This window comes from Pseudodesulfovibrio sp. lm2024, from assembly GCF_051175575.1.
In the GTDB taxonomy this organism is placed as follows: Bacteria; Desulfobacterota; Desulfovibrionia; order Desulfovibrionales; family Desulfovibrionaceae; genus Pseudodesulfovibrio; species Pseudodesulfovibrio caledoniensis.
The window spans coordinates 336,013-349,081 of record NZ_CP195092.1; the positions used below are offsets into that span (position 1 = coordinate 336,013).

The following is a 13,069-nucleotide window of genomic DNA, read 5'->3' on the forward strand; positions in this document are numbered from 1 at the left end:
TTAGAGCTTGTCCAGGTCCATCCTGTCCGCGATGGCGGTCAGGTCGGCGGCGGTCAGCTCGGTATCGGAATCGAAGCCGGCCATATACAGGATGGTCAGGCTTTTCTCCGGAGCGAGCAGGACCATGAGGCCGCCGGCCCCGGGCATGGTCTCGAAAAAGTAGGCCTTGTGTCCCTTGTAGTCCAGGGGCTGGGCGTCGGGCATCTGCGGATCGGTGTCCCCGGCCAGGGTGAACTGGTAGTTTTTGCCGTCCTTCTGCATCCCCACGAAACAGCCCATGTCGTCGGCTTCGCTGGACAGGACCTGTCCTCCGGGCACGGCCTGGGCGGCCTGGGTTTGCAGGGCGGCCTGGTTCCAGGAACCGGCCAGGGCGGTGAGGGACATGCCGAGCACGGCGGCCAGGGCGAAGGCGAGGGCGAGAATCCGTTTTTTCATGTTCAGCTCCAGTAGGTTCTTAAAAGGGTCCGGCGAAACGAGTCTCCCTTCATACCCGAGTCCGTAAAAGTTTCAAGATGAAAAAACGGCTATGCCACGCCCTTGAAGAACCTGAGTCTGAGCGCGTTGGACACGACGGTCACCGAGCTCATGGCCATGGCCGTGCCCGCGATCATCGGGTTCAGGGTGGGGCCGCCGAAGATGTGCAGCACGCCCGCGGCCACCGGGATGCCGATGACGTTGAAGGCGAAGGCCCAGAACAGGTTCTGCTTGATGTTGCGCATGGTCGCGCGCGACAACCCCAGGGCGGTCAGGATGGCGTGCAGGTCCGAGTGCATCAGGACCACGTCGCCGGACTCCACGGCCACGTCGATGCCCGAGCCCATGGCGATGCCGATGTCCGCCTTGGCCAGGGCCGGGGCGTCGTTGATGCCGTCGCCGACCATGGCCACCTTGCGGCCCTCGGTCTGCAGCCGGTCCACCTCCTCGGCCTTGCGGTCGGGCAGGACCCCGGCGATGACCTCGTCGATGCCCGCGCGCCCGGCGATGACCCGGGCGTTGGTCTCGTTGTCGCCGGTGAGCATGACCGGTGTCAATCCGGCCTTTTTCAGCGCGGCGACCACCTCGGGGGTCTCCTCGCGCATCTCGTCGGCGATGGCGAACAGGGCGTTGAGCTTGTTCTCCGAGGCGAAGTAGACCACGGTCGCGCCCTGTTGCTCGTAGTGGCCCACGGCCTCCTCGGCGAATCCGTCGTCGCCGAAGCCGAGCCCGTGTTCCTGCATGAACGCCCAGTTGCCGATCATGACCTCGCGGTAGCCCACCTTGGCCTTGATGCCCTTGCCCAGGATGGCCTCGAACTCGTCGGGCGCGGGGAATTCGAGATTCTTTTCCTTGGCGTGGCGCACGATGGCCTGGGCCAGGGGGTGCTCGGACTGGCTCTCCGCCGAAGCGGCCAGGTAGATCGCCTCGGTCTGGGCCATGGTGCCCCGGACCATGGTCATGGCCGCCACCTCGGGACGGCCGTGGGTCAGAGTGCCGGTCTTGTCGAAGACCACGGTGTCCAGGCTGCCCGCCTCCTGCAGGGCCCGGCCCGACTTGATCAGCACGCCGAGCTGCGCGCCGCGTCCGGCCGAGACCATGATGGACACGGGCGTGGCCAGCCCCATGGCGCAGGGGCAGGCGATGACCATGACGGCCACGAAGATGCGCAGGGAGAAGGGGAAGCCCGCCTGGCCGATGAAGTACCAGGAGAGTCCGGCGACGAGTGCGGTGAGCATGACCGCGGGCACGAAATAGAAGCTGATGCGGTCAGCCAGGTTGGCGATGGGGGCCTTGGACCCCTGGGCCTCCTGGACCAGCCTGACGATGCGGGCCAGCATGGTGTCGTTGCCCACGCGGTCGGCGCGCATGGTCAGCGCGCCCGAGCTGTTCAGGGTGCCGCCCGCCACCGGGTCGCCCGCCTGCTTGCCCACGGGCATGGGCTCGCCGGTGAGCATGGATTCGTCCACCGCGGAGCGGCCGTCGGTCACGGTGCCGTCCACCGGGATGCGTTCGCCGGGCTTGATCAGCAGCAGGTCGCCCGGCTCCACCTCGGCCACGGCGATGGCCACCTGCTCGCCGTCCCTGAGCAGGGTGGCCGTGTCCGGGGCCAGCTGCATGAGCGCCCGGATGGCGTCCGAGGTCTTGAGCTTGCTGCGGGCCTCGAAATACTTGCCCAGCGAGATCATGGCGATGAGCACGGCGGCGGATTCGTAGTAGAGGTCCATGGCCAGGACGTGCGGGTCGCCCAGGCCCAGGAGCAGGGCCAGGGTGTTCCACAGGGAATAGAGGAAGGCCGCGCCCGTGCCCATGGCCACCAGGGAGTCCATGTCCGGGCCGCCGCGCAGCAGGGCGGGCACGCCGTGGAGGTAGAAATTGCGGCCCGACCAGACCACGGGCAGGGTCAGCAGCAGCTGGACCACGGCGAAGGTCGCCGGGGAGTGCGCCGGGTCGAGAAAGGCGGGCAGGGGCATGCCCCACATGTGGCCCATGGACAGGATGAGCAGGGGCAGGGCGAAGCAGAAGGCCGGGATGAGCGCCCGCTTCTGGGCCTTGAGCCTTTCCTCCGCCTCCTGGCGGCGCTTCTCGAAGAGGTCTCCCTCTTCGGAACGCACCTCGGAGGTGAACCCGGCGTTCTTGATGGCGTCGCGGATCTCGCGGCGCGAGACCAGCGAGGGGTCGAAGACGAACTTGCCGGTCTCGGCGGCCAGGTTGACCGAGGCCGTGTCCACGCCGCTCAGCTTGCCGACCACGCGTTCGATGCGCGACGAGCAGGAGGCGCAGTGCATGCCGCCGATGTTCAGGTCCAGGGCGGACAGGCCGCCCGCCACCGGTTCTTGCGGCTCGTCGAACTCGGCCTCGAACCCGAGGGTGTGAATCTTTTTGCCCACCTCCTCGGCGGACACGGCGTCCGGGTCAAAGGACAACGCCATGGTCTCGGCGGCCAGGTTCACGGACACGTCGTCCACGCCGTCCATGTTGCCGACCACCTTTTCGATGCGCGCCGAGCAGGACGCGCAGTGCATTCCCCTTACCTGTGCCGTAACTTTCTTCATATTGAGAATCCTTTTCAATTGTGGTTCCAATATGGACACTTGAGGCCGCTTTGGCAAGGGGGGCGGGGGATGTTTATCGGGACAGGACGGCCTCTATGGCGGACATGGCCGTGAGCAGGCGCTTGCGCTCGGCCGGGCCGAGCGAGGCCAGGGCGCGGTCCGCCTGCTTGGAGGCGGACCGGTGCAGCTCGGCCATGAGCGCGTGGCCCGGCGCGGCCAGACGCAGCTCCTTGACCCGGCCGTCCTCGGCCGAGGGATGCTCCTCCACCCAGCCCTTGCGGACGAACCGCTTGATCATGCGGCTGACGTACCCCTTGTCCAGGCCGAGCCGGTCCCTGAGGTCGCGGGCGGACGCGCCCGGGTTGCTGTCCAGCTCGAACAGCACGCGCGCTTCGCTCAGGTTCACCGGGCTGTCGTACAGGTGGTTGCCGAGCAGGCCGAGGTAGTCGGTGTAGAACCGGTTGAAGTGCCGGAAACGGTCGATTTCGTCGGAGCTTGTCATAGGGACAGTCTGGAATATTTAGTTGACAAAGTCAACCTTATTGGCGCAAGGTCCGGTCATGCAATCCATAGTCATTCATCCATACCGGCCCGGGATAGAGCGGGAAGTGGTTCGGCTGCACGCCGAGTACTACGCCGCGCACTGGGCGTTCGACAAACGTTTCGCGGCCCAGGTCGAGCGCGAACTGGCCGAGTTCACGGCCGGGTTCGACGCGGACCGGGACGGTTTCTGGTGGGCGGAGGCGGACGGCGCGTTCGCCGGGGCCGTGGCCGTGGACGGGTCCCGTTACGGCGGCAGCGCACGGTTGCGCTGGTTCATCGTGGACGAGACGGTCCAGGGGCGCGGCCTGGGCTCGGCCCTGATCGGACGGGCCATGGCGTTCTGCCGCGAGCGGGCCTTCGAGTCGGTCCACCTGTGGACCTTTGCCGGGCTGCATGCCGCGCGCAGGCTCTATGAGCGCAACGGGTTCGTGCTGGTGGAGGAAGTCGTGGGGGACGGCTGGGGCCCGTCCATCACCGAGCAGAAGTTCGAGCTGGCCCGCTAGCCCCGGTTCAGGCCCGCGGCCACCAGGCGGATCAGGTCGTAGGGGTAGGCCCCGCCGAGCGCCTCGAAGACCGGGGTCATGGCGGTCACGCCCTTGGAGCGGTACTCGCCCAGGGCGGCCTCGATCCGTTCCCGCTCCTCGTCCGGCAGGTTGGCCACGCGGCGGTAGTCTATCTTTCCCATGTTCACGGCCAGGATGAGGTGCCGCCAAATGGACGAGGGCTTGAGCCCGCGCGACTCGGCCACCCCGTCCACATCGCCCAGCTCCAGGAAGAGGTCCAGGGTGGACTGGGCCGTGGCCGTGAAGTCCGGCTTGGCGTCGGCCTCCCGCTTCTTGGCCTCGCGTACCTCTTGCGGAATCTCCGGGATGTTGTCCGGGCGGCCGTGCTCCTCTTCGTGGGCCTTAAGGCTCTCCAGAAAGGTTTCGCCGAACCGCTCCAGCTTGCTCGCGCCCACACCGCTCATGCAGGCGAACTCCTCCAGGTCGCGCGGCCGATAGCGCACGAACTCGAGCAGGGTCTTGTCCGCGAAGATGGCGTAGGGCGGCACGGACTGGGCTTCGGCCAGGGACAGTCGCAGGTCGCGCAGCCGCTCGAACAGCGCCTCGGCCTCCCAGTTGGTCAGGATGTCCTCGGCCAGGACCGGGGCGCGGCGCTTCTTCTTTTTGTCCCGTTTGGGCAGGGCCGGGTCCTTGCGCAGCCGCACCGGTGCCTCGCCCTTGAGCACGGGCCAGGACCGTTCGTTCAGGGTCAGGGCGTTGAACCGCTCCAGGTCCACCGAGCACAGTCCGGCGGCCAGGAGTTGGCGGTAGACCGATTTCCATTCGTCCTGGGTCATGTCCTTGCCGATGCCGTAGGTGGACACCCGGTCGTGGTTGAAGCGGACGATCTGGTCGGTGCTCGCGCCGGTCAGGACCCCGGCCAGGTGGTTGACCCCGAAGCGTTGCTCGGTGCGGAAGATATTGGATAACGCCTTCTGGGCGATGACCGAGCCGTCGTAGGTGTCCACCGGGCTCAGGCAGTTGTCGCAGTTGCCGCACGGCTCGATGTGTTCGCCGAAATAGGCCAGCAGCGCCTGGCGGCGGCAGGACGCGGTCTCCAGGAAGGCGAACAGCGAGCCGAGCTTGGCGTGTTCGATGCGCTTGCGCGACTCCACGGCCTCGCCCGAGTCGATCATGGAGCGCAGGATGGCGATGTCCTGCATGCCGTAGCACATCCAGGCCGAGGCGGGCAGGCCGTCGCGCCCGGCGCGGCCCGTCTCCTGGTGGTAGGCCTCCAGGGACTTGGGCGGCTCCAGGTGGCAGACGAAGCGCACGTTGGGCTTGTCCACGCCCATGCCGAAGGCCACGGTGGCGACCATGATCACCCCCTCCTCGCGCATGAACCGTTCCTGGTTGTTGAAGCGGTCACCCGCCGACAGCCCGGCGTGGTAGGGCAGGGCGTTGTACCCGTTCTTGCGCAGAAATTCGGCGGTCTGCTCGACCTTCTTGCGGCTCAATCGGTAGACGATGCCCGCGTCGCCCGGGTGGTTCTCGTCGATGAACCGCTTCAGCATGCGCGTGGGGTTCTTCTTGGGCAGTACAGTATAGGTAATGTTCGGCCGGTCGAATCCGGTGGCGAAGACCCGCGCGTTTTCCAGTTGCAGGTTTTTGACGATGTCCGCCTGGGTGGGCTTGTCCGCCGTGGCGGTCAGGGCCAGGCGCGGCACGTCCGGGAACCGCTCGCGGATGATCGAAAGCTGGGTGTACTCCGGCCGGAAATCGTGCCCCCACTGGGACACGCAGTGGGCCTCGTCGATGGCGAACAGGGCCGGGTTGCAACGGGCCAGCATATCCAGGAAGCTGGGCCTGCACAGCCGCTCCGGGGCCACGTAGAGCAGGTCGAGCTGGCCGTTCAGGGCCATCTGCTCGATGTCGTAGGCCGTGCGCGGGTCCATGGCCGAGTTGAGGCAGGCCGCGCGCACGCCCATCTGGGTCAGCCCCTGGACCTGGTCCTGCATGAGCGCGATGAGCGGGGAGACGCAGACGCCCACGCCGGGCCGCAGGATGGCCGGGATCTGGTAGCACAGGGACTTGCCCCCGCCCGTGGGCATGAGCACCAGCGAGTCGCCGCCGCCAAGGACGTGGTCGATGATCGATTCCTGGAGCCCGATGAACTCGGGGTAGCCGAAGATCGAGGAGAGGATTTCGCGCGGTGTCGCGCCTGAGCCGGACATGGGGAGCCAGCCTAGGGCAAAGGGGATGGGATGGCAATGGCCTTGACGCTCGTACTATTTGACTTGGGTATCGATTTGATGGACAAACTTTATGGATGTCCGACCCGAAGGAGGGATTCTTGAAGAGGGAAGAACTTGAACGGAAGGTGGCGGATCTGCGTCGCGAGTTGACCAGGGCCGAGGGGGAGTTGTCGGCATTGACCGGCGGGGAATCCGCTGCCTCGGTCGGTTTTCTCGATCTGTTCGAGCTGGACGAGATCCAGGCTATTCAGGACGCCTTTTCCTCGGCCGTCGGGGTGGCCTCCCTGATCACCACGCCCGATGGCGAGCCCATAACCAAACCGAGCAATTTCACCAGGCTGTGCGAGGATATCATCCGCAAGACCGAAAAGGGGCGGTGCAACTGCAGGCGGTCCGACACGCTGCTTGGACGGTTCAACCCCAGGGGCGCAACCATCCAGCCGTGTCTGAGCAGCGGACTGTGGGACGGAGGGGCGTCCATCTCCGTGGACGGCCGCCATATCGCGAGTTGGTTTGTCGGCCAGGTGCGCAACGAACACATGGACGAGGAGCGGACTCTTGCCTATGCCCGGGAGATCGGGGCCGACGAGGTGGAGTTCGTCCGCGCCTTCGAGGAGGTTCCGGTCATGTCCCTGGACCGCTTCAAGGCGGTGGGGCGGGCCCTCTTTCTGCTGGCCAACCAGATGTCCTGGATCGCCTACCAGAATCTCATGCTGGGCGACCACATCCGAGAAATCCAGGCCGCGCAAAAGGAAGTCCTGACCCTGCGCAACTACCTTTCCAACATCATTGATTCCATGCCTTCGCTGGTGGTCGGCGTGGACGCCGAGGGGCGCATCACCCACTGGAACATGCGCGCGGCGGCGGCCACCGGGTTCGAGCAGGGCGAGGTGGAAGGGCGGCTGCTGGCCGACGTCATGCCCGACCTGGGCCTGGAGCTGAGCCGGGTCTCCTCGGCCATAGCCAAGGGGGCCCCGGCCGTCCGCGAGCGGGTGCCCGCCGAGGTGGAGGGGGAGCGCCGCTACCGCGACGTTTCGGTCTTCCCGCTGGTGGCCAACGGGGTCCAGGGCGCGGTGGTCCGGGTGGACGACATCACCGAAAAGGTGCGCATCGAGGAGATGATGATCCAGTCCGAGAAGATGGTCTCGGTGGGCGGGTTGGCCGCGGGCATGGCCCACGAAATCAACAACCCCCTGGCGGCCATCCTGGGCAACGCCCGGCTGTTGCGCAAGCGCCTCCTGGAGGAGAGCCGCCGCAATCGCCGCACGGCCGAGGAGTGCGGCACAGACCTGGACCGGGTCATGGACTACGTGCGCGCCCGTGGCGTGGACGCCATGCTCGACGCGGTCATCGAATCCGGTGAGCGGGCGGGCCGGGTGGTCACCAACATGCTCGGCTTCTCGCGCAAGACCGACGGCGAGGCGAGCGACGTGGACGTGGCCGCCATCCTGGACAAGGCCGTGGAGTTGGTCAAAAGCGGCCACGATCTGGAGCACAGCTACAATTTCAAGGATATCGCCTTTGAGCGGGAGTACGGGGACGGGCCGTTTCTCGCCCGCTGCGACGCGGGCAGGCTGGAGCAGGTCTTCTTCAACATCCTGAACAACGGGGCCCAGGCCATGACCTTCGCCATGAAGGATACCGGCCGGGAGCCGCGCTTCGTGCTGCGCCTGGGGCGGACCGGCGAAACCGTCCGTGTGGAGATAGAGGACAACGGGCCGGGCATGACCGAGGTGGTCCGCCGTCGTGTATTCGAGCCGTTCTTCACCACCAAGGCGGCGGGCGTGGGCACCGGGCTGGGCATGTCCGTGGCCTACTTCATCGTCACCGAGCATCTGGGCGGGGCCATGCGCGCCGAGTCCGGCCCGAACCAGGGCGCGACCTTCATCATCGAGTTCCCGGCGTCCGGGGCCGAGTAGCGAGCGGGGCGAGGTCGCAGCCGGGCTGGGAAACCCGTCCGCAGGCCCCTTGCCTCGGACCGGGGCCGTGTTTATTCTCTACGTCATCGGCGGTGCGCCGGGCCCAGAATCCCGCGTTCCCTCATATGCGTCCCCAACCCTGCAACCCCGGGATAATCCTCGAACATGTTTCAATTCGTCCACGACGACCGGACCGCCGGTCTGTACACCATAACCGTCTCCCAGTTCGCCCTGGTCTTCATGCTCTCGGCCGTGGCCGTGGCCGTGCCCGCCCTGGGCCGCGAGTTCGGTGCCAGCGCCTCCCAGCTCGGGCTGGTGGAGTCGGGCTACATCTCAGCCGTGGCCATGCTCCTCTTTCCGGTCACCCGGCTGTCCGACAAGATCGGGCGCGGGGCCACGTTCGCCGCGGGCATGGCCCTGTTCACGATAATGAGCGTCATTCTGCCGGTCTGCCACACCATCAACCAGTTCATCGTCCTGCGCGTGTTCCAGGGCGGCGGCGGGGCGATGATGGTCTCCACCGGCCTGGCCATCATCGCCGACCTCTACCCCGGCTCGGGCCGGGCCCGGGCCATGGGCATCGCCTCGGCCGGGGTCTACCTCGGTCTGTCCGTGGGGCCGTGGCTGGGGGGGCTCATCGTCACCCATCTCGGCTGGCGCTGGATATTCTACGGCGGGGCCATCCCCTGCGCCGTCGGCCTGTTCCTGTCCCTGAAGACCTTGCCGGTCAAGCCGGTGATCGCGCGCGGCGTGCGCTTCGATTTCGGCGGGGCGCTGTTCATCGCCCTAGGCATGATCCTGCTCTCCCAGGGCGGCTCGCACCTGGACGATACCGGCGGCGGCATCATGCTCGCCGTCGGCGTCTTCTTCCTGCTCTGCTTCGTCTTCTGGGAGGGGCGGGCCAAGGCCCCGCTGCTCAGCCTGGCCCTGTTCAGCGGCAATCCGGCCTTTTCCCTGGGCTCGGCCGCCCAGTTCATCAGCTACGCGGCCATCTACGGGATCACCTTCCTGCTCTCCCTGTATCTCCAGGTGGCGCAGGGCATGACCGCCAGCGAGGCCGGGCTCGTCCTCATGGTCCAGCCGGTCATGCAGGTCATCTTTTCCCTGACCAGCGGCAAGTGGTGCGAGCGTTGGTCACCGCACCAGGTGGCCACCGCGGGCATGGGGCTGGCCACCGTCGGCCTGGGCGCGGCCATCTTCCTGGGCTCCGAGCCTTCACTGCTGTTCACGGCCGTTATCCTGGCCCTGTGCGGCGCGGGCTCGGCCATGTTCGCCACGGCCAACATGGCGGTCATCATGGGCGCGGTGACCCGCGAGAACTACGGCGTGGCCTCGGCCGTGGTCGCGGCCATGCGGACCACGGGCATGACCGTCTCCCTGGTCTTCATCAGCGGCGTGTTCGCGCTGATCATCGGCCCTGTGGCCCTGACCCACGACAACGCGGGCGTGTTCATCACCGCCATGAAGCTGGCCTTCATCGCCCTGACCGTGTTCAGCGCGCTGGGCGTGCTCATGTCGGCCAAGGGGCGGCTGGAGACGCGCAAGGGTTCGGCCGGTGCCGGAAAGGGCCCGGAAGCGGGAGACTAGATACATTCCATGAAAAAAGACCGCCCCGAAAAGGCGGTCTCGTCGCTTTTAGACCACGCCGGCCAGCATGTTGCCGGGCGGCGGCAGAATCTGGGCCTGGGCCCTGGCGTAGGCGGCCAGGGCGGACCGGACCCGTCCGGCGGACGGGGCTTCGCGGTCGGTACCGGTGGCCTGCCGTTCGCGGTAGACCGCTCCGTCGGCGCCGACCTCGGCGCGCAGGTCCTCCACCTCGGCCTGGGCCTTGAAGGCGCGGGCCTGGCGGTTCTGTTCGCGCACCGAGCGGGACAGGGACGGGTCGAGGACCGTGGTCTCCTCGCGGTAGTCCACGCCGAACTTGCCCAGGCGAAAGCCGAACGACGTGGTTGTCGTCCTGGCCTGGGGTTGCACCGCCTTGCGCTCCTTCCGGCGTTCGGCCAGGGAGTCCGTCTTGCGGTATTGTTCGGCAGCCTGCGAGGGTATCCTCATGCCCGTCTCCCATGTCCGGCCCTTTTTTTGCGACAAAAAAAGGCCGAGGCATTGCATAAGGCAGCCCGGCCGTCCCTGTGACTTTCGTCACGCTCTATCCTGAGGGACCCGTGGTTTTCCGTCTCCCGTCCGTGGGAGTTGGCAAATCCGAAATCGGTCAGTCGAATATTATCTTAATCCTTCAGTGGCGTTTTGACAACCCCGGGGGTTTGGCGCTACTAGCAGGGGCCCCGTCGCTGAATATCTTTCGGGTCCTGCGGAACGGGGTTTTTTTCTAACCGCAAGAGAGAGCACATGGGTTACGAGATTCTGAAAAAAGAGGAACTGATCCCGGGCCAGACGACCATGATGGTCATCGACGCGCCCCAGATCGCCAAAAAAGCCAAACCCGGCAACTTCGTCATGCTCAGAGTGAGCGGACACGGCGAACGCATCCCCCTGACCATCGCGGATTGCGACCCGGGAAACGGCACTGTTACCATAGTCTATCTGGTCGTCGGCAAGACCACGGCCGAGATGGACAAACTCAGGCAGGGAGACCGGTTCGCGGACGTGTGCGGACCGCTGGGCAAGCCCACGCACATCGAGAAGTCCGGCACCGTGATCTGCGTGGGCGGCGGCACCGGTATCGCGGCCATGCACCACATCGCCAAGGGGCACGTGGAGGCGGGCAACCGGGTCATCGCCATCATCGGCGCGCGGTCCAAGAACCTGCTCCTGTTCTGCTCCGAACTTTCTTCGTTTTGTCCCGAGGTGCGCATCGCCACCGACGACGGCTCCGAGGGCCACAAGGGGTTCGTCACCGAGGTCCTGCAGGACATCCTGGAGACCGAGGACGACGTGGCCGAGGTGGTCGCCATCGGCCCGGTGCCCATGATGGAGGCGGTCTGCCGCGTGACCAAGCCCTTCGGCACCAAGACGACGGTTTCGCTCAACTCCATCATGGTCGACGGCATCGGCATGTGCGGCGCGTGCCGCTGCACCGTGGGCGGCAAGACCCTGTTCGCCTGCGTGGACGGGCCCGAGTTCGACGGCCACAAGGTGGATTTCGCCGAGCTCAAGGCCCGGCTGTGGCAGTTCAAGCAGCAGGAAGAGGAATCAATGGAATTGTTCAGCAAGGAGTGCCACTGCCATGGCGGAGACTAAGAAGAAAATTCGCAGCCGTACCCCCATGCCCCTCCAGGACCCCCAGGTCCGGGCCGGGAACTTCAAGGAAGTGGCCCTGGGCTACACCCGCGAACAGGCCCTGGTGGAGGCCCGGCGGTGTCTGCAATGCAAAAAGCCCACCTGCCAGGACGGCTGCCCGGTGAACATCGACATCCGTTGGTTCATCGCCTGCCTGGTGGACGACGACCTCGAGGGCGCGTTCAACGCCATCCGCAGGACCAACTCCCTGCCCGCCGTCTGCGGCCGGGTCTGCCCCCAGGAGACCCAGTGCGAGGGCAGCTGCATTCTCGGCAGGAAACACGAGCCCGTGGCCATCGGGCGGCTGGAACGCTACGTGGCCGACACCTACGCGGCCCGCTCCGTTTGCGAGGAGGTCACCGACCTGGCCGCCTGCGCGCTGGAGCGCGACGGCATCAAGGTCGCCTGCATCGGTGCCGGCCCGTCGTCCCTGACCGTGGCCGGCTACCTGGCCGGGCGCGGCATCAAGGTCGACGTCTTCGAAGCCCTGCACGAGCCGGGCGGCGTGCTCGTCTACGGCATTCCCGAATTCCGCCTGCCCAAGACCGTGGTCGCCAGCGAGCTGGAAGGGCTGCGCAAACTCGGCGTGACCTTCCACACCAACTGGGTGGGCGGCAAGACCATCACCATCCAGGAGCTGATGGACCAGGGCTACGACGCCGTGTTCATCGGCGTGGGAGCCGGGCTGCCGCGCTTCCTGAACGTGCCGGGCGAGAACCTGGTGGGCGTGTTCTCGGCCAACGAGTACCTGACTCGCGTCAACCTCGGCCGGGCCTACGAATTCCCCAACTACGACACCCCGGCCTATCGGGCCAGGCAGGTGGTCGTCCTGGGCGCGGGCAACGTGGCCATGGACGCCGCGCGCACCGCCCTGCGCATGGGCGCGGATGAGGTCTCCATCGTCTACCGCCGCAGCGAGGACGAAATGCCCGCCCGCCGCGAGGAGATCGAACATGCCGTGGAAGAGGGCGTCCAGATCCGCTGCCTGTGCGGGCCGCTGAGCTTCCACGGCGACGACCAGGGCCGACTCAAGGCGCTGACCGTCCAGAAGATGGAGCTCGGCGAACCGGACGAGTCCGGCCGCTGCGCGCCCGTCTGCCTGGAAGGCGAGACCGAGGAGATCCCCTGCGACATGGCCATCATCGCCGTGGGCACCCGGCCCAACCCCATCCTGCTCGAGGCCACACCGGACCTCGAACTGAACAAATGGGGCTACGTGGAGGCCGATCCCGAAACCGGCGAGACCTCCATCCCCAACGTCTTCGCGGGCGGCGACATCGTCACCGGCGCGGCCACCGTCATCTCCGCCATGGGCGCGGGCCGACGGGCCGCCAAGGAAATCGCCGAACGGCTCCTGTAGCGCCGGCTCCATTTAAGTCTGAAAAAGTCCTCGGCGCGGTGCGCCGAGGGCTTTTTTTGCCTCCGGCGGCCGGGGGAAGGGGGAGAGGGAACCCTTTGGGAAAAGGGCTTCCCTCTCCCCCTTCCCCCGGACCCCCATCCCCCTCACCCTCCTAAACTTTTTGTTTGCGCATCCGCGCGTGCGGAGGGGCGAGGCAGGGGTTGCGTCTTAACGAGAAAGTGTGCGTCAGAGGCTGTTCGTTAAG

10 protein-coding genes are annotated in these 13,069 nt (G+C 66.6%); 5 read left to right on the top strand and 5 right to left on the bottom strand.

The window, feature by feature from the left end; genetic code table 11:
* The 3 genes from ACR42D_RS01545 to ACR42D_RS01555 all read right to left on the bottom strand — a co-directional run bounded on the left by ACR42D_RS01545 (window position 1) and on the right by ACR42D_RS01555 (window position 3,531).
* Window positions 1-435, bottom strand: a complete 435-nt coding sequence (locus tag ACR42D_RS01545; protein WP_484565114.1) for a hypothetical protein — start codon at window positions 433-435, stop codon at window positions 1-3.
* 89 nt (window positions 436-524) lie between these two features.
* Complete coding sequence (locus tag ACR42D_RS01550; protein WP_484565115.1) at window positions 525-3,029, bottom strand: heavy metal translocating P-type ATPase; 2,505 nt, start codon at window positions 3,027-3,029, stop codon at window positions 525-527.
* Between the two features lie 73 nt (window positions 3,030-3,102).
* Window positions 3,103-3,531, bottom strand: a complete 429-nt coding sequence (locus tag ACR42D_RS01555; protein WP_484565117.1) for a MarR family winged helix-turn-helix transcriptional regulator — start codon at window positions 3,529-3,531, stop codon at window positions 3,103-3,105.
* Window positions 3,532-3,589: 58 nt separating this feature from the next.
* On the opposite strand from ACR42D_RS01555, the gene ACR42D_RS01560 reads away from it, so the two are divergent.
* Window positions 3,590-4,075 (top strand): GNAT family N-acetyltransferase, encoded by a 486-nt coding sequence (locus tag ACR42D_RS01560; RefSeq protein ID WP_484565118.1) that lies wholly within the window; start codon window positions 3,590-3,592, stop codon window positions 4,073-4,075.
* Here ACR42D_RS01560 and recQ read toward each other — a convergent pair.
* On the bottom strand, window positions 4,072-6,288 hold the full coding sequence (gene recQ / locus ACR42D_RS01565; protein WP_484565119.1) for a DNA helicase RecQ: 2,217 nt from the start codon (window positions 6,286-6,288) through the stop codon (window positions 4,072-4,074). The two genes, ACR42D_RS01560 and recQ, sit on opposite strands and share 4 nt — an antisense overlap.
* 119 nt (window positions 6,289-6,407) lie before the next feature.
* Between recQ and ACR42D_RS01570 the strand changes: the two genes are divergently transcribed.
* On the top strand, window positions 6,408-8,228 hold the full coding sequence (locus tag ACR42D_RS01570; RefSeq protein ID WP_484565120.1) for a PocR ligand-binding domain-containing protein: 1,821 nt from the start codon (window positions 6,408-6,410) through the stop codon (window positions 8,226-8,228).
* A 165-nt stretch (window positions 8,229-8,393) separates the two neighbouring features.
* Entirely contained in the window at window positions 8,394-9,815 is a 1,422-nt protein-coding gene (locus ACR42D_RS01575; RefSeq protein WP_484565121.1) for an MFS transporter, read from the top strand.
* Window positions 9,816-9,863: 48 nt separating this feature from the next.
* Here the strand turns inward: ACR42D_RS01575 and ACR42D_RS01580 are convergent, their stop codons facing one another.
* Window positions 9,864-10,280, bottom strand: coding sequence for a hypothetical protein (locus tag ACR42D_RS01580; protein WP_484565122.1), 417 nt, complete (start codon window positions 10,278-10,280; stop codon window positions 9,864-9,866).
* Between the two features lie 294 nt (window positions 10,281-10,574).
* Here ACR42D_RS01580 and ACR42D_RS01585 point away from each other — a divergent pair, with 294 nt between their 5' ends.
* Window positions 10,575-11,426, top strand: coding sequence for a sulfide/dihydroorotate dehydrogenase-like FAD/NAD-binding protein (locus tag ACR42D_RS01585; protein ID WP_484565123.1), 852 nt, complete (start codon window positions 10,575-10,577; stop codon window positions 11,424-11,426).
* Complete coding sequence (gene gltA / locus ACR42D_RS01590; RefSeq protein WP_484565124.1) at window positions 11,413-12,825, top strand: NADPH-dependent glutamate synthase; 1,413 nt, start codon at window positions 11,413-11,415, stop codon at window positions 12,823-12,825. Before ACR42D_RS01585 ends, gltA begins: the two co-directional genes overlap by 14 nt.
* Window positions 12,826-13,069 lie beyond the last annotated feature (244 nt).